Source organism: Paraclostridium sp. AKS73, from assembly GCF_025671395.1.
Classification (GTDB): Bacteria; Bacillota; Clostridia; order Peptostreptococcales; family Peptostreptococcaceae; genus Paraclostridium; species Paraclostridium benzoelyticum.
In genome coordinates, this window is record NZ_JAIXHU010000002.1 from 87,335 (window position 1) to 103,830 (window position 16,496).

Genomic DNA, 16,496 nt, shown 5'->3' on the forward strand with positions numbered 1-16,496 from the left:
AGCCATAGGGTCCTTTTTTATCCCACTTTAGGTAAAATTTAACCTATAATCTACTTTTCTTAAAGATTTAAATAACCGAGGAAAAATTCCCTCGGTTATTTTAACAGACTATTTGTACACTATCTTTGATAGGTCACAAATATTTAACATTATGTCATATATTTGTTTTAATATGGCTAATCTGTTATTCTTTATAGCCTCGTCCTTGTCCATTATCATTACTGAGTCAAACATATTATCTATTGCTGGTCTTAACGATGCGAATGCATCAAGAGCTTTTGTATATTCTTTATTAGCTAATAAGTGCTCAACATTTGAACTTATTTCTTGGAATTGTTGATATAAATTAAATTCTGCTTCTTCTCTCATTAAGTTTATATTAACTTCATTAGTTTCAGCTTTTTCTGCTAAAGTAGCAACCCTGTTGAACGCTGTTAACATTTCAACTAACTCACCTTTATCTATCCAAGAGTTTAAAGCCTTAGCTCTAGCATACATATCAGCTATATCATCTATATTAGAACTTAATATAGCATCTATAACATCATATCTTATGCCTAAATCTCTAAATAAATTCTTTATTCTATCTTTGAAGAATTCCATTATTTGATTTAAAACTTCATCTTTATCAAACTCTATAAATGAATAATTATCAAGAGTTAATGATACAAGTTCTCTTAAGCTTATATCTAAGTTGTTATCCATTAATATATTTATTATACCTAATGCTTGTCTTCTTAAAGCATATGGATCTTGTGATCCTGTTGGTTGTATTCCTATAGCAAAGAATCCTGCTATAGAATCTAATTTATCTGCTATAGATAAAACTATTCCAGATTTAGTAGCCGGAAGTATATCTCCTGCAAATCTAGGTAAATAATGTTCAAATATAGCTTCTGCTACATTTTCATTTTCACCACTTACTTTTGCATATTCTCTTCCCATTACACCTTGAAGTTCAGTAAATTCAAATACCATACCTGTAACTAAGTCTGCCTTGCATAATTTAGCTGCACGAAGTGTATCTTCTTTTATATCTGTTTCATTTAATTTTTCTAATATATCATTAGCTAATTTTTCTATTCTTAAAGATTTATCATAAACTGTACCAAGTTTAGCTTGGAACACAACAGTTTTTAATTTTTCTATGTAGCTTTCTAAAGACTTCTTAGTATCTTCTTTATAGAAGAATAATGCATCTGCAAGTCTAGCTTCTAATACTTTTTCATTACCTTTTTTAACGTTATCAATTCTATGGCTATCTCCATTTCTAACAGCTATAAAGTTTGGAAGCAATTTTCCATCCTTTAAAACAGGGAAATATCTTTGATGTTGTTTCATTGGTGTTATTACAACTTCTTTTGGAAGTTTAGCATAATCTTCATCAAATTCTCCATAGAATGCAGTTGGATACTCTACTAAATGAGTTACTTCTTCAAGTAATTCTTCATCAAACTCTATTTCTCCACCTAAAGATTTAGCAACATCGTCACATTGTTTCTTTATTAATTCTTTTCTTTCGTCTTGATTTAATATTACAAAGTTCTCTTCTAACTTAGTTAAGTATTCAGTTAAAGTATTTACTTCAAATTCACTTTCTCCTAAGAATCTATGTCCTTTAGTAGTATTAGATGATACTATTCCTTCTAACTCTATATCAAGTACAGAATCATTTAATATACAAACCATCCATCTTATTGGTCTTATAAATCTCATGTTCTTTCCACCCCAACGCATAGCCTTAGGGAACGTCATAGATTTTATAGCTTCAGGAAGTATGCTTTTTAAAACTTCACTAGTTAATTGTCCATCTTGCTTTATTTTACCGAAAGCATATTCTTCTTTTCCAACTTGTTTAAAGTATAAGTCTTCTTCTTTTATACCTTTGCTCTTCATAAATCCTAAAAGAGGTTTAGTATAGTTGCCTTCAGCATCAACCGCTATTCTCTTAGCTGGTCCTTTTACTTCTTCTTCTAAATCTGATTGTTTTTCACATATATTATTAACTATAACAGTTAATCTTCTTGGTGTAGAATATATATTAACTTCATCAAAAGTTATTCTATTTTCATTAAAAGATTTAACTATGTTAGTTTTTAATTGGTCCATTGCTGAATTTACATATCTTGCAGGTAATTCCTCAACACCTATTTCAAATAAAAGGTAATTTTTCATTATTTGTCACCTTCCTTTAAAAGTGGATATCCCATTTCTTTTCTTAACTCTACATAAGCCTTAGCTACTGTTCTAGCCATATTTCTAACTCTACTTATAAATGAAGCTCTTTGACTTACACCTATAGCTCCTCTTGCGTCTAGAGTATTAAATGTGTGCGAACATTTTAACACATAATCATATGCTGGAGTTATTAATCCTTTTTCCATAAGTCTTAATGCTTCTTTTTCATATACATCAAATAAGTTAAATAGCATATCTGCATCACACTCTTCAAATGCATATACAGAGTTTTCATATTCAGCTCTATTGAATACTTCGCCATATGTTATTTCATCATTCCATTTTAAATCGTATACACTTTCAACTTCTTGAAGGTACATAGCTAGTCTTTCTAAACCATATGTAATTTCTCCTGTTTCAAGCTCACACTCGATTCCACCAACTTGTTGGAAGTAAGTAAACTGTGTTATTTCCATACCGTCTAACCAAACTTCCCAACCAAGGCCCCATGCCCCAACAGCAGTTGCTTCCCAGTTATCTTCAACAAATCTTATATCATGTGCTTTTGTATCTATTCCTATAGCCTCTAAACTTCCTAAGTATAACTCTTGTATATTATCTGGAGATGGTTTTAAGATAACTTGGAATTGGTGATGTTGATATAATCTATTTGGGTTCTCACCGTATCTTCCATCTGCCGGTCTTCTAGATGGTTCTACATAACATACTTTCCAAGGTTCTGGTCCTAAAGATCTTAAGAATGTATTTGGGTTCATTGTTCCTGCACCTTTTTCTACGTCATAAGGTTGCATCATTATACATCCTTGCTTAGCCCAATAATCTTGTAATGTTAGTATCATATTTTGAAAATTCATACGAATACCTCCTGTATTAAAAACAAAGCCTTTCGTCTACACGAAAGGCCATTAAATGGTTATTTTCTAACTTTTAGAATATCAAAGTATAGAGTATTTGTCAATATGCTTAAATATTAGTTTTGTCAACACTTTTTTAGTATTTAGTTATATCGTCATCCTCTTTTATTAATTCTTCAGTTATATCTTTGTCATCTTTTTTATTATGTTTAACTACATCAGTAACTTCTTTTGCAGTGTTTGTTAACATATTTTTTAGCATATTTAATGTATCTTCATTTAGTTCTCCTAAATCAACAACTGTTTTGTCTTCTTCATTTTGAACTTTTATATTAAATTTGCCTATTACAGCTGCTGAAAGTCCCACTAATGTAACTAAAGGTCCTAGTGCTAACCCAACAACTCCAACTGTTAAAGGAATATTCATTATAATCTTATTGTCTTTTTCAACTATTACTCTTATAACGTTACTTCTTTTTAGCATTTCTTTTAATTGATTCTTTATTTCTTCTGCATCTTTTCCTAAAGCAGTTTCCATTTTTTTCTTTTGCTTTATTTTTTACTTTTGCAGTTTTTTGTTTTGCTCTAAATATATTATTGCATCTAGTACATTTCCATCGCTAATCACTAATGCTTCTTTAGCTTCTGCATAACTTGCACTTGGAACTCTCTCTAATACTTGATCTATCTTTTCTAATGTTATATCAGTCATCAATATCAGCTCCTTTATTATTTTCTATTCCTTGTAATAAGTGTAATGATTTTGTGTTTGCGTTGTCAACGTAAACCTGAATGTAAACTTTTAAAATTTTTGTTAGTTCATTTACTAAGTATTTTGATACCTTAGCCTTACTACAAGTTAATATATCATTCCTAAAAATGTAATCCATTAATTTTATAGTAGTACTATCAATTTTAAAATTATACACATGGTTTTCTTTACACTTTTCACATAGTATTCCACCTTCGTCAACATTAAATACACTACTTTTAAGATTTGTAGTATTGCAGTTGACACATCTATTTACTATTGGTTTAAAGCCTATATAGTCTAAAAACTTTAGTTCAAATGCTCTAGTTATGTATTCTTTATCAACTTTATTTTGAGTATATAGGTAAAGAGTTTGCGCTAGTAACACAAAAAGCCTGTTATTAGTCTGATTTTCATATATAGATCCATCTACTAAACTCGTTATATATGTAGCGTAGGAAAATGCTTCTATATCATATGCAATATCATAAAAATTTTTAATGGTCTCACTTTGACTTACTCTATACATATTGCCTTGTTTTTTTAAAGTAAAATTAGAGTATGAGAAAACCTGAGAAGAAGATAATAACGAGCTTTTATTTCTTTTTGCGCCTTTTGCTATAGCTGATATCTTCCCAAGTTTTCGTGTAAATATTGTTAAAATCAAATCATTTTCTTTATATCTTGCTGATCTTAGCACTATCCCCTGGGTGTTCACAATTATCATGGTCGTTTTCTATCTCCCTGTTCATATTGACTTCGCCATTATTTATATTTATGCTATTTTTAAGTATAGATAGGCTTCTATACTTCCTGTTTTTTTAAAAAGTTCCCAACACAAATTGTTCATTTTTAAAAACCCCCTTCTTACGCTTATACTATATTTTTAGTAAGAAAGGGGAAAAAATGCATTAAGTTGTTAGACAATTTTTGACAATGTAATTGTTGTTATTAAAAAATAGATAACCATCCCAATTATATCAAGGGATGTAGCTATTAATGGAGCAGAAACAATTGACGGATCTACATCCATTTTTTTAAACATCATAGGTATAAATGACCCAATCATCGCTCCTATTATCATATTTATAAGCAATGATACAGATACTATTAAAACTATATTTGTGTCCTTTACAAAAACATAAGTAGCTATTCCTATAATTAAACTACATATAATTCCTGTAAATACACCTACCATACCTTCTAATAATACATTTTTAAAATCTAACTTTCTATTAGACAGTGCCATTACAGTAAGTGCTGATGCTTGAGTCCCTATATTCCCAGCCATACCTGTAACAACTGGAACAAAGTATATCAGAGGAAAATACTTTGAATCTATTACATAATCAAAACTCGATAATATCAATGTAGCTATAAAACTACCAACTAAAGTTACTATAAGCCAAGGTATTCTAGCTTTAAAAGATGACAATACCTTGTCTTTTGGATCTACATTAGTTTGTTCTATAGTATCTCTTTCTTGTTCTGATGTACCAGCGAATTTATACATATCTTCACTGGCTTCTTCTTCAATTACATCTATTACATCATCTACTGTTATAATTCCTTTTAAAATGCGATTTCTATCTATTACTGGTATAGCTATTAAGTCGTACTTAGAAACAAGCTTAACAGCCTCTTCTCGGTCTTCATCTACATATACAGAAATTATATTCTCACTCATTAAATCTTCTATTATGCTATCATCTCTGGATATTATAAGTTCTCTTAAAGATAATACTCCAACTAGTTTATCAAAATTATCAACCACATACATATAGTAGATTGTTTCTGCATCTACAGCATTCTCTCGCATGTATTCTATGGCCTCTTTTGCTGTCATATCTTTATTTATAGATATGTACCCAGTTGTCATTATACCTCCAGCAGATTCTTCTTCATATATAAGAAGTTCTTTTACGTCTTGGGCATCTTCTTGATTTAGAAGGTTTATAATTTCTTCTCTTTCACTTTCTTCTAACTCTCCTAAGATATCTGCCATGTCATCTAAAGACATCATTTCTAAAATATTAGCTTTATGCTCTATGTTTAACTTAGAAAGTATATGCCTAAAAAATTCTGAATCAGTTTCATCAAGTATGGAAGCTGCCATATCTATAGGTAATATTTCAAAAAGCTTTATTTGTTTGTCTTCATCTAAGTTTTCTAATATGTCAAAAATATCCCTGTTATGATATTCTTCCATTAATTCTCTTAATTCTAAAATTTTATTGTTGTCTATTAAATCTTCAACTTGATTTAACAGCAGCTTGGAATGTTCATCTTTCCTATCCATAAAACCCACCTTTATTATTTTTCAGTATACCCAAAGTTATTTATAAAACTTTGTAGGTTTCTCCAATTTTCTTTAACTTTAACCCAAACTTGAAGGTTAATCTGAGATCCTAGTAATAATTCAATCTCTTCTCTTGCTGATTTTCCTATTCCTTTTAACTTTCTACCATTCTTACCTATTATTATACCTTTATGTGAATCTCTTTCACAGTATATAACAGCAGATATATCTATTATATCTTTATCTGGTCTTTTTTTCATTCTTTCTATCTCTACAGCAACTCCATGAGGTATCTCATCATGTACATAATGTAGAACTTTTTCTCTTATAAGTTCAGATACTAAAACTCTTTCAGGTTGATCTGTTATCATATACTCTGGGAAATATTGAGGCCCTTCCTCTAAGTATCTTTCTATTACTTTTAGTAGTCTATCAGTGTTCTTCCCTTTTAATGCTGAAATTGGAACAATCTCATCAAACATGTTTTCAGCATCATACATTTTCATTAAGTCGAATAATTCTTCTTCACTTAACATATCAATTTTGTTTAAAACTAAAATTTTAGGAGTTTTTATTCCTCTTAAATTTTCAATTATCATTCTGTCTCCTGGTCCAATTTTCTTAGACTCATCAACTACATATAATACTACATCGACATTTTTAAACGCATCTGTAGCCGATTTTACCATAAATTCTCCTAATTTATTTTTAGGCTTATGAATACCTGGTGTATCTAAAAATACCATTTGACATTCTTTGTCTGTATAAACTGCTTGTATAGTGTTTCTTGTTGTTTGTGGTTTATCACTCATTATAGCTATTTTTTCTCCAACTACGCTATTCATAAGAGTAGATTTCCCAACATTTGGTCTTCCTACTATACTAACAAATCCTGATTTAAACATATTAATTCCTCTTTTCAATTTATCTTTTGTTGTTTTAATTTATTTGAAGTCACTACCTGAGAAATAATGTGGAACTAATTCTGCGATAGTTTGTTCCTGTATATCTCCTTGTGAGTATCCAGTTATTATTCTTATGTGTGGCCCAAACTCAATTATTACCTGTCTACATATAGCACACGGATATGTAGGCTCATTTTTTTCTGAATTAGTACTAGCAACAGCTATTGCCTCTATATCTTTATACCCTTCAGAGATAGCTTTAAATAGCGCAGTTCTTTCAGCGCAATTTGTCCCTCCAAAAGATGCACATTCTACATTGCAGCCTGTAAAAACTTTACCACTCTTAGTTAAAAGTGCTGCACCAACTTTAAAATTTGAATATGGTGAATAAGAGTGTTCTCTTGCTTTTTCTGCTATTTCTAATAATTCTCTATTATCCATTATATTAACCTCCATCAAAGACCACCTATACATTATATTTTAAGTAGTACATTACATTATACCAAAATAGAAAAAAAGAAAAAAGTATATTTATATTTCCTTTCAAAAAAAAGCGGGAATAACTTTCCCACCTTTTAATATTGAGCTATTTGTAAAACTAACATAGCTACCAAAACTCCAAGTAATGCCCCCGCTACAGTTTCCCAAAAAGTATGTATTTTACCTTCTATTCTACTTTGTGCAACTAAAACTGCCATTAAGTAAGCAAGTGTAGATGCTACCACTCTTTCTGTCATAAATGTTACAAGTGTAGCAAGTGCAAAAGCAAGCGCCGAATGACCACTTGGCATTCCTCCTTGTAGAGGAGTTCCTGTAGATGTTAATGATTTCACTACTACTACTGCTATTAAAACTAAAACTATACATATAAGAGTAACATGAATTGGCGATTTTCTTATTGTAAAAAATACAGATGCACCTACAGTTTCTAGTTTATCATAAAATAGTAAGTATCCAATTATACAAGCATTTAAACTCGCTATCAATACTCCTCCAGCAGCAACATCTTTTGCTATTTTAGCTAATGGGTGATATGTATCCGTTATCATGTCTACAGTTTTTTCTATAGCTGTATTAAACATTTCTGATATTACAACTAAGCTTATTGTAAATAATAATAGCATCATTTCAAATTTATTAAATTCACAAAACAAACTAATTGTAAGAACTAAAGCTGCAACAAAGTAGTGTATTTTCATATTTCTTTCATGCTTGAAAGTGTATAAAATTCCAGCAATAGCTGCATTAAAGGCATTTATTATCCCTTGTTTACCTTTCTTTTTACCCATAAGTTTACTCCCTTGTTATATTAAGCTTGTTTAGTACATCCTCTTCTCTTTTTCTCATATCCTTTGTATTTTCTTCAGTATCATGATCATAACCTAATAAATGGAACATACTATGACATACTAAAAAGCATACTTCTCTTTCAAAGCTATGATTATATTCTTCACTTTGTTCTAAAGCTCTTTCTAGAGATATAACAATATCTCCTAAAGATTCTTCTTCTATTTCAACATCAAATTCATCTGTTAAAAGTGGAAAAGATAAAACATCTGTAGCTCTATCTACACCTCTATATTCTCTATTTAATTCATGAATTTCTTCATTATCAACAAAAGATAAACTTACTTCATAATTGTCATCATAACCTTCGTAGTATAATGTTTCAACGATTATATCATTGATTTTTCCTAAAAGGTCTTCACTTACTTTTATTTTATCTTGTCTATTGTCTAATATAATTTCCATAATTTATCTCCTATTTCTTTTGTTTCTATCATCATTAAATTTATTTAACTCTTGTTCTTCATCAAACTTTTCATAAGCTTTAATTATTCTTTGTACTAATTCATGCCTAACGACATCTTTTTCTGTAAACTTGTTTATACCAACTCCATCTACATCTTTTAAAACGTCCATAGCTTGAATTAATCCACTTTTATATTTATTTGGTAAATCTATTTGTGTTAGATCTCCAGTAACTACAGCTTTTGATTCAAAACCTAATCTAGTTAAAAACATCTTCATTTGCTCTGGAGTTGTATTTTGAGCTTCATCTAAAATTATGAATGCATTATCTAGAGTTCTTCCTCTCATAAAAGCTAATGGAGCAACTTCTATTATTCCTCTTTCAATATACTTAGCACATTTTTCATCGCCTAACATATCAAATAATGCATCGTAAAGAGGTCTTAGATAAGGGTCTACTTTATCTTTCATATCTCCTGGTAAAAAACCTAAGCTTTCACCTGCCTCAACAGCCGGTCTAGTTAATATAATTCTACTTATTTCATCTTTTTTAAAAGCTCTAACCGCCATAGCTACCGCAAGATATGTTTTACCTGTTCCAGCCGGCCCAACTCCAAGTGTTATATCGTTATTTCTAATAAGGTTTATATAATGTTTTTGACCTATTGTTTTAGGTTTAACTTCTCTACCTTTTTTTGTTACAGCTATAGTATCTTCTAATTCTTCTATTTGATCTTTATTTCCTTCATTTAATAGCTCTATAGCATAAGTAATACTCTGTTTATCTAAAGTTTTACCTATTTTAAAATTTTTATATAATTCATTTATAAATTCTATTGCTTTTTCTACATTTTTACTTTGACCTATCAAAACTATATTTCCTTCTCTTAACAGTACATCTACATTTAAACTCTTCTCTATTATTTTTATATTTTCGTCAAAGTTTCCAAATAGTTCTCTTTCAAATTTATCATCTGTTATTTCAAAACTCTTTTGTACTATCAACGTTTATCCTCCTTAGTTATCCCTTGTTTGAACTTCTTCTTTATCTTTTGCATCTTTATCTTTATTTATATCCTTAAATTCATTTCTTATATCATTAATAGGTCTTTTATCTGGATTTGAAGGTACTTCTTCTTCACCTTCTTTAGGCTTACTTTCTTGTCTAATTAATTCTTCAGCTTCCGATTTGCTTAAAGAGTGTACCTTAGCTATATTTTCTAAAGTTGTAACAGTTACTATGTACTCTAATTTATCTTTTTTAACTTTGTATTGATGTTTAACATCTTTATATCTTGAATCCACAGGGATAGTGTACTCAAGTTCTTTAAGAGCCTTTTGTTTTAAATCTTCTTTTACTTCTTCTTTATTTTTCTCAACTTCTTTTACATTTACTTCATGGAAAATACTAGACTTTATTTTTAAAGGAAAAGTATAGTCTCCAATATTTAAAACATGTTCTTTGTTTTCGATTTCGTAATTTTTAAAGTCTATATTTCTTCTTAATGTATATTTTTTATCATAGAAGCTAAATGTATATACTGTTTTTTATTACCAGTTCTTGTTTTAACCTTGTCTATGTAATTTGTACTTTGTTTTGACTCGTAAAATGTAGTTGCCCATACTTCTGGTAGAGATTTAGTGTTCGATCCCGATACTAAGACGTCTCCTTTTCTTACTATATCACCTACATTAGCAACTTGTTTACCACTTCTTGGTATTACCTTCTCTATTATACCATTTTTCTTAGCAATTATATTACAATAATTAGTTTCTTTTTTCTCTTCTAATGATTCATCTTTCTTCGTCACTGTAACAAATATATTAGTTCCTTTTACATTTATAGATACATAGGCAATATCCCCGAACTCTCCCATTATTTGATCTCTTACTTCTTTTCTATCTATGCCCTTTTTATACACACCAGGCTTTACACCTGCTTTTTCAAGTTCCTTCCTTACAAGCACTTTGTCAATTCCCTCTGGAGCTTTTATGTATACATCTGTTACAAATAACGATGTACTCATTAATAAAATCAAGGAAAGTATAGCACAAATCCACATTCCTTTGTATCTATATATACGCCTAGCAAAAAAAGGCAACCCTGTTTTTTGCTTTATTTTAACCTCAAACTTACTGCCTCTATAAATACTTTTAAATGTTCGCATACTTTTCCTATCAACCTTAAGTTCAATTTTTGTGTTTGAAATTCGTTTTACATCATAAACATTAACTTTATTTCTTATTAGTATGTTTAAAAATTTTTCTGTATTTATACCCTCTATCGTTACTACATAGTAACCTCTAATATAACTTATCAAGCGTAATTCCCCCCTATGTAGTGTATTCTACACTATATATAATTCCTTTTATTCCTATCTCCGTCTCTGTAATATGCTTTAAATATAGCTTTTCCCCACATATTTTTATGGTATTTAACTTTGTTTTTATTTTAATTAAATTTACATCGTATTCTAATATGGACTTGTAGTTTTCTATGCTCATAAATGTATTCCCCAAAACAGTAACTGTAGGTTGATTTACCTGTAAATCAGTAGGAACTTCTATCATACTCATAACCCCCTTAATATATTCTATGTCCTTTTTTTATTTTAATTACTTGTATTAGTTTCTAAGCCTTAATATAATAGTATGTTCCTTTAATACATTTTGAGACTTTTATTTAGCAAAATTTCGCTTTGCTTGAGCGACTACGTCTGCGAACTACTTCATGTCGCCAACGACTTCGTCCGTTGCTCAAAAACTTTTTACGCTAAAAACTAAACTAGTTAATAAGTCAAATTCCATAACTTATCATAATTTTTGTTGGTGTAATTTTATTGCGCGTAAAAAAATAAAGCCAAGCCGGCTTTTATTTTTATCTATTTATTGACCATATAACGTAATTTAAAAAGAATGCATAAAATAACCAAGCTAAATATGGTAAATTTATATAAGCTGCTCTTTTGTCAATTTTAGCAAATTTAGTTATCATAATTAATACAATCACTATCATAAGTCCTATAACTATCAAAGCTGTGAATCTAAGCCCTAATCCAAAGAATAAAATAGGCCATATAAAGTTCAATCCTAATTGTAAGTAATAATAAAACATTGCATCTCTTACTTTAAGAGTGTTCAATCCTTTTTTAGAAATTAAATAAGCCGAGATACCCATAAGTACATACAAAATAGTCCACACTATAGGAAATACATACCCCGGAGGGAAAAAACCTGGTTTTATTAAATTTGAATAATATGTACTTGTATTTGTCTGACTTAAAAATTCAGATATAAAGCTACTAGAAAAACCAACTATAATAGGTATAAAAACACTTATTATAAACTTTTTTATTTCTTTTGTAGATATGATCAATGAATTCACCCTCTCTTTATCCTCTATTTAGTTTATAAATATGTTATCTAAAATAATATTATTACAATTTTTTGGACAAAGATTATAAAATTAAAAGCAAAAAACCTAGAGCATTAGCTCTAGGTTTTTCTATCTATTGTAAGTTAGATTTAACTAACTCATTTATCATTTTCCGTCAGCTCTACCTTTTGTTTTCGGTTTTATAGCTGCCATGATTTTTCCCATATCTTTCATAGAAGTAGCTCCTACTTCAGATATAGTATCTTTGACTATCTCATTTAATTCTTCTTTGCTCAGCTGTTGAGGTAGGTATTCCATTAATACTTCAATCTCAGCTTCGGCCTCTTGAACTAAATCGTCTCTTGATGCTTTTGCAAATTCAGTTTTCGCATCTCTACGTTGCTTTAACTGTTTTGTTATTACGTCTATAATTTCGTCATCACCAAGTTCTGTTCTAGTGTCAACTTCACGCTGCTTGATTTCAGCTCTTATTAATGTAACAACAGATTTTTTTACTGTATCTTTGTTTTTCATAGCAAGTTTTAAGTCTTCTTGTAACTTTGCTTTAAGGGACATATCCCTTCACCTCTTATCTACAAAAATTATTTCTTAGCGTTTTTTCTTCTTGCAGCTTCAGCTTTTTTCTTACGTCTTACGCTTGGCTTATCATAGTGTTCTCTTTTTCTTACTTCAGACATTATGCCAGACATAGCACATGAACGCTTAAATCTTCTTAAAGCGCTGTCTAATGTTTCGTTTTCTCTTACTCTTACTTCTGACATTCTTTTTCCCTCCCTCCGATAGCGCAAATTATGCTGGGACTGTAACTCGATTATATCTGCATAATATGCATTACAACCTCACACTTTGTTTATTATAAACTAATCTTATTTTTTTTTCAAGTATTTTTATGAATAATACCTCTAAAAGTTTAATTTATCTATTACTTCTCAGCATCATACCAATCTAATTTTTTTCCTGCTAACACATGATAATGAATATGCTTAACTTCTTGGCATCCATCATCTCCACAGTTATTTATTATTCTAAATCCAGTTTTGTCATATCCTTTTTCTTTAACTATTTTATTAATCACCTTATGAATATGTGCAATTATTTCCATATTTTCTTCACCTATGTCTATTATTGACTCATAGTGCTTTTTAGGTATAACTAAAACATGTAATGGTGCAACAGGATTTATATCATTAAAAGCTAAGACTTTATCATCTTCATAAACTTTATTTGATGGTATTTCTCCATTTATAATTTTACAAAATATACAGCTCATATTTACACCTCCTATCTGTTAAGAGTTATTATTTCTACATATTATACTAAAATTCCTTCTACATATTCATCTTTTACGTGTAATATTTTAGTATTTAATATCTTACCATGTATATCTTCATCACTTTCAACTACTACTCTTATATAGTTAGGTGTTAATCCTTCATATTTTTTGCCTTCTATATTCTGTTCAAATAGTACTTCAAACTCTTCTCCTATAAAGTTTGTTGCAAAATCACTAAAATTCTTTTTATTTAATGATATTAATTTATCACTTCTTAGTTGCTTCATTTGAGGATCTATTTGATTTTCCATAGTTGCTGCTGGTGTTCCTTTTCTTGGAGAGTATTTAAACACATGCATTTGAGAAAGTTTTATATCACTTAAAAACTCATATGTTTTATTAAATTCATCATTAGTTTCTCCTGGGAATCCAACTATTACATCTGTAGTTATTGCCACTTCAGGCATCTTTTCTCTTAATTTATCAACTATTTCCTTATACTCTTCTGTAGTGTATCTTCTATTCATTCTTTTTAATGTTTCATCACATCCACTTTGTAATGATAAATGGAAATGGGGACATACTTTTGGCATTTTAGAAACTGTGTCTATAAATTCATCAGTCATTAATATAGGTTCTACCGAACTTAATCTTATTCTCTTAACTCCGTCAATTTCATCTATAGCCTTTATAACACTTAATAAATTAACTTCAGCATCTTTTACATCTTTTCCATAAGATGCAACATGTATCCCAGTTAAAACTATTTCTGTGTATCCATTATGTGCTAACTTCTTAGCTTCATTTACTACACTCTCTAAATCTCTACTTCTTACTTTTCCACCTCTTGCGTAAGGTATTATGCAGTAAGAACAGAATCTGTCACATCCATCTTGAATTTTCATAAATGCTCTAGTTCTTCCATTAGCTTGATTTATTTCAATTTCTTCAAAAGCTCTTACTTTCATTATATCGTCAACTGTACTAGCTTTTTAGATGCATCTAATTTTTATTTCTTCAACTATTTGTCTTCTCTCGTTAGTTCCCATAACTAAATTTACTTCTTCTATTTCTAAAATTTCTTCTGGAGAAACTTGAGAGTAGCATCCAACAACAGCTATTATAGCATCTGGATTTTTCTTTTTCATTCTTCTTATATATTGACGTGATTTTCTATCACTCATATGTGTTACTGTACATGTATTTATAACATAAACATCTGCAAATTCTTCACTATCAACTTGAGTGTATCCATCTTTTTTAAACATCTCAAGCATAGCTTCTGTTTCATATTGATTTACTTTACATCCTAAAGTATAAAAAGCTACTTTTTTCACTCTAATCATTTCCTCCTAAGTCACTTAATTCGTATAATACTATAGATGATGCAACAAGCGATGCTGTTTCAGTTCTTAGAATTCTAGGCCCAAGAGACACTGATTGTCCACCTATTTCTTCTATAGCTTTAATTTCAGTATCTTCAAATCCGCCTTCTGGTCCTACGAAAATACCTATATTTTTTATATCTACACCTTTTATAGCTTGTTTAATCGATTTTGTTCTTTCATTTTCATATGGAGCTATATTAAAGTCATTTTCTTTCATATCAGCTAGTGCTTCCTTAAAGCTTAAAACTCCTCTTAATTTTGGAATTTTTCCACGCTTACTTTGCTTTGCAGCTTCATATATTATTCTTTCCCATCTTTCGATTTTCTTGTCTTCTTTTTTATCATCAACTTTAACAACAGTTCTCTTCGTCTGAACTAGAATTATCTCGTCTACTCCAACTTCAGTTAACTTTTGAAGTATCATTTCCATCTTAGGTCCTTTTGGAAGGCCTTGATATACTTTTATTTTCAAATCAGACTCTCTTTTTATGTCTACAACTTCTACTATATTAAGTTCAACTTGAGACTTATCTATATTAGTTATTTCACATATGTATTCATTGTTGTCATTATCACATACTTCTAGTTCTTCTCCAATTCTACATCTTAAAACTTTAGAAATATGTTTTACATCTTCACCTTCTATAATACATGTCTTATTTTCAAGGTTTATATTTTTCTTTCCTACAAAAAATCTATCCATGCAATTCACCTACTTTGCTATTTTAGATACTATAGCGTTCCACTCACCTAAAGACTCTACATGTACTATTTCAAGTCCATTTTGAGTTAAAGCTTCTTTAACTTCATCTACTTTAGCATGTATTATTCCTGAAGATATAAATACAGCATCATCTTTCATAAATTGCTTTATATCTTTTGCTAGTATTTTTATTATATCCGCTATTATATTTGCTACAACTATATCCGCTTTATCCTTTACAACTTCCATTAAGTTTCCGTGAAGTGCATTAACACTACCTTCTACTTTGTTTAACTCTATATTTTCTTTTGAAACTTTTACAGCAACTTCATCTAAATCAACAGCTAATACATCTTTAGCTCCTAATTTTGCTGCTGCTATTGAAAGTATTCCACTTCCACAACCTATATCAAAAACTTTAGATTCTGGTTTAACATACTTTTCTAATTCTCTTATACACATACTTGTAGTTTCATGTGTACCCGTTCCAAATGCCATTCCTGGATCTAATTCTATTATTAAATCAGTATCTTTAGCTTCATAATCTTCCCAAGTTGGCTTTACTACTATTTTCTCACCTATTTTAGTTGGCTTGTAGTAGTTTTTCCATTCATTTGCCCAATCTTCTTCATCTACTTGAGAAAGTTCAACTATAGCTTCTCCTACATCTATTCCGAATTCTTTAAGTCCATCTATTTTTTCTTTTATTAATTTTATATCGTCAGATACATCTCTTTCTTCTGTTATATAAGTTTTTATTATAACTCCATCATACCCGCTATTAAAAATTTCTTCTTCAACAAAATCCCAATCATATTCATGTTTCTTTTGGAATTTAAAATCTTTAGGATCTTCTATAGATACTCCACCTACATTTTGTTCATATAATATATTTGTTATAGCTTCAACTGCTTCAGTTGTTGTCTTAATAGTTATTTCTGCCCATTTCATTTATGTACACGCTCCTTTTAAAAT

General features: G+C 29.7%; 19 protein-coding genes and 2 pseudogenes. All 21 read right to left on the reverse strand.

The features are described 5' to 3' along the window. Positions 1–108: 108 nt before the first annotated feature. Positions 109–2,175 carry a glycine--tRNA ligase subunit beta gene (glyS, locus tag LEQ07_RS01925; RefSeq protein WP_263329328.1) on the reverse strand — a complete coding sequence of 689 codons (2,067 nt, stop codon included), beginning with the start codon at positions 2,173–2,175 and terminating at the stop codon, positions 109–111. After that, on the reverse strand, positions 2,175–3,053 hold the full coding sequence (gene glyQ, locus LEQ07_RS01930; protein ID WP_021429889.1) for a glycine--tRNA ligase subunit alpha: 879 nt from the start codon (positions 3,051–3,053) through the stop codon (positions 2,175–2,177). The genes glyS and glyQ overlap by 1 nt, the downstream gene beginning before the upstream one ends. A gap of 136 nt (positions 3,054–3,189) precedes the next feature. Beyond that, the gene (locus LEQ07_RS01935) at positions 3,190–3,591 is read right to left on the reverse strand and encodes a DUF4342 domain-containing protein (protein WP_263329329.1); all 402 of its coding nucleotides are present in this window, start codon (positions 3,589–3,591) and stop codon (positions 3,190–3,192) included. Between the two features lie 21 nt (positions 3,592–3,612). Next, entirely contained in the window at positions 3,613–3,765 is a 153-nt protein-coding gene (locus LEQ07_RS01940; RefSeq protein WP_263329330.1) for a hypothetical protein, read from the reverse strand. After that, positions 3,758–4,531 carry a DNA repair protein RecO gene (gene recO / locus LEQ07_RS01945; protein WP_263329332.1) on the reverse strand — a complete coding sequence of 258 codons (774 nt, stop codon included), beginning with the start codon at positions 4,529–4,531 and terminating at the stop codon, positions 3,758–3,760. The genes LEQ07_RS01940 and recO overlap by 8 nt, the downstream gene beginning before the upstream one ends. Before the next feature lie 192 nt (positions 4,532–4,723). Beyond that, positions 4,724–6,103 (reverse strand): magnesium transporter, encoded by a 1,380-nt coding sequence (mgtE, locus tag LEQ07_RS01950; protein ID WP_046823287.1) that lies wholly within the window; start codon positions 6,101–6,103, stop codon positions 4,724–4,726. A 14-nt stretch (positions 6,104–6,117) separates the two neighbouring features. Next, complete coding sequence (gene era, locus LEQ07_RS01955; protein ID WP_046823286.1) at positions 6,118–7,008, reverse strand: GTPase Era; 891 nt, start codon at positions 7,006–7,008, stop codon at positions 6,118–6,120. A gap of 39 nt (positions 7,009–7,047) precedes the next feature. After that, positions 7,048–7,449: a cytidine deaminase gene (gene cdd / locus LEQ07_RS01960; protein WP_046823294.1), complete on the reverse strand. Its 402-nt coding sequence runs from the start codon at positions 7,447–7,449 to the stop codon at positions 7,048–7,050. A gap of 134 nt (positions 7,450–7,583) precedes the next feature. Continuing rightward, positions 7,584–8,297, reverse strand: coding sequence for a diacylglycerol kinase (locus LEQ07_RS01965; protein WP_021429952.1), 714 nt, complete (start codon positions 8,295–8,297; stop codon positions 7,584–7,586). A gap of 4 nt (positions 8,298–8,301) precedes the next feature. Continuing rightward, positions 8,302–8,760, reverse strand: a complete 459-nt coding sequence (ybeY, locus tag LEQ07_RS01970) for an rRNA maturation RNase YbeY (RefSeq protein ID WP_046823285.1) — start codon at positions 8,758–8,760, stop codon at positions 8,302–8,304. A 3-nt stretch (positions 8,761–8,763) separates the two neighbouring features. Beyond that, positions 8,764–9,765, reverse strand: coding sequence for a PhoH family protein (locus tag LEQ07_RS01975; RefSeq protein ID WP_263329337.1), 1,002 nt, complete (start codon positions 9,763–9,765; stop codon positions 8,764–8,766). Between the two features lie 12 nt (positions 9,766–9,777). After that, positions 9,778–11,081 (reverse strand): annotated as a pseudogene (locus LEQ07_RS22780) (sporulation protein YqfD). Between the two features lie 13 nt (positions 11,082–11,094). Then, positions 11,095–11,331, reverse strand: coding sequence for a YabP/YqfC family sporulation protein (locus LEQ07_RS01990; protein ID WP_046823282.1), 237 nt, complete (start codon positions 11,329–11,331; stop codon positions 11,095–11,097). Between the two features lie 307 nt (positions 11,332–11,638). Continuing rightward, on the reverse strand, positions 11,639–12,136 hold the full coding sequence (locus tag LEQ07_RS01995; RefSeq protein WP_046823281.1) for a TspO/MBR family protein: 498 nt from the start codon (positions 12,134–12,136) through the stop codon (positions 11,639–11,641). Between the two features lie 133 nt (positions 12,137–12,269). Then, positions 12,270–12,712 (reverse strand): annotated as a pseudogene (locus tag LEQ07_RS02000) (GatB/YqeY domain-containing protein). 26 nt (positions 12,713–12,738) lie between these two features. Further along, positions 12,739–12,918, reverse strand: coding sequence for a 30S ribosomal protein S21 (gene rpsU / locus LEQ07_RS02005; RefSeq protein WP_021125460.1), 180 nt, complete (start codon positions 12,916–12,918; stop codon positions 12,739–12,741). Positions 12,919–13,079: 161 nt separating this feature from the next. Further along, on the reverse strand, positions 13,080–13,427 hold the full coding sequence (locus LEQ07_RS02010; RefSeq protein WP_046823279.1) for a histidine triad nucleotide-binding protein: 348 nt from the start codon (positions 13,425–13,427) through the stop codon (positions 13,080–13,082). A 41-nt stretch (positions 13,428–13,468) separates the two neighbouring features. Then, a complete protein-coding gene (locus LEQ07_RS02015; RefSeq protein WP_332842839.1) occupies positions 13,469–14,398 on the reverse strand; it encodes a MiaB/RimO family radical SAM methylthiotransferase in 930 nt (309 codons plus the stop codon). 24 nt (positions 14,399–14,422) lie between these two features. Continuing rightward, a complete protein-coding gene (locus LEQ07_RS22785) occupies positions 14,423–14,767 on the reverse strand; it encodes a hypothetical protein (protein ID WP_332842298.1) in 345 nt (114 codons plus the stop codon). A 1-nt stretch (position 14,768) separates the two neighbouring features. Beyond that, a complete protein-coding gene (locus LEQ07_RS02020) occupies positions 14,769–15,521 on the reverse strand; it encodes a 16S rRNA (uracil(1498)-N(3))-methyltransferase (RefSeq protein WP_046823277.1) in 753 nt (250 codons plus the stop codon). Between the two features lie 9 nt (positions 15,522–15,530). Beyond that, positions 15,531–16,472 carry a 50S ribosomal protein L11 methyltransferase gene (gene prmA / locus LEQ07_RS02025; protein ID WP_046823276.1) on the reverse strand — a complete coding sequence of 314 codons (942 nt, stop codon included), beginning with the start codon at positions 16,470–16,472 and terminating at the stop codon, positions 15,531–15,533. Positions 16,473–16,496 lie beyond the last annotated feature (24 nt).

Coding starts and splice junctions, on each gene's coding strand:
- LEQ07_RS02010 (WP_046823279.1), bottom strand. CDS start 13,427: ATGAGCTGTATATTTTGTAAAATTATAAATGGAGAAATACCATCAAAT.
- LEQ07_RS01990 (WP_046823282.1), bottom strand. CDS start 11,331: ATGATAGAAGTTCCTACTGATTTACAGGTAAATCAACCTACAGTTACT.
- glyQ (WP_021429889.1), bottom strand. CDS start 3,053: ATGAATTTTCAAAATATGATACTAACATTACAAGATTATTGGGCTAAG.
- rpsU (WP_021125460.1), bottom strand. CDS start 12,918: ATGTCAGAAGTAAGAGTAAGAGAAAACGAAACATTAGACAGCGCTTTA.
- ybeY (WP_046823285.1), bottom strand. CDS start 8,760: ATGGAAATTATATTAGACAATAGACAAGATAAAATAAAAGTAAGTGAA.
- glyS (WP_263329328.1), bottom strand. CDS start 2,175: ATGAAAAATTACCTTTTATTTGAAATAGGTGTTGAGGAATTACCTGCA.
- LEQ07_RS01965 (WP_021429952.1), bottom strand. CDS start 8,297: ATGGGTAAAAAGAAAGGTAAACAAGGGATAATAAATGCCTTTAATGCA.
- LEQ07_RS01935 (WP_263329329.1), bottom strand. CDS start 3,591: ATGGAAACTGCTTTAGGAAAAGATGCAGAAGAAATAAAGAATCAATTA.
- era (WP_046823286.1), bottom strand. CDS start 7,008: ATGTTTAAATCAGGATTTGTTAGTATAGTAGGAAGACCAAATGTTGGG.
- LEQ07_RS02020 (WP_046823277.1), bottom strand. CDS start 15,521: ATGGATAGATTTTTTGTAGGAAAGAAAAATATAAACCTTGAAAATAAG.
- cdd (WP_046823294.1), bottom strand. CDS start 7,449: ATGGATAATAGAGAATTATTAGAAATAGCAGAAAAAGCAAGAGAACAC.
- LEQ07_RS02015 (WP_332842839.1), bottom strand. CDS start 14,398: ATGAAAGTAAGAGCTTTTGAAGAAATTGAAATAAATCAAGCTAATGGA.
- mgtE (WP_046823287.1), bottom strand. CDS start 6,103: ATGGATAGGAAAGATGAACATTCCAAGCTGCTGTTAAATCAAGTTGAA.
- recO (WP_263329332.1), bottom strand. CDS start 4,531: ATGATAATTGTGAACACCCAGGGGATAGTGCTAAGATCAGCAAGATAT.
- prmA (WP_046823276.1), bottom strand. CDS start 16,472: ATGAAATGGGCAGAAATAACTATTAAGACAACAACTGAAGCAGTTGAA.
- LEQ07_RS01940 (WP_263329330.1), bottom strand. CDS start 3,765: ATGACTGATATAACATTAGAAAAGATAGATCAAGTATTAGAGAGAGTT.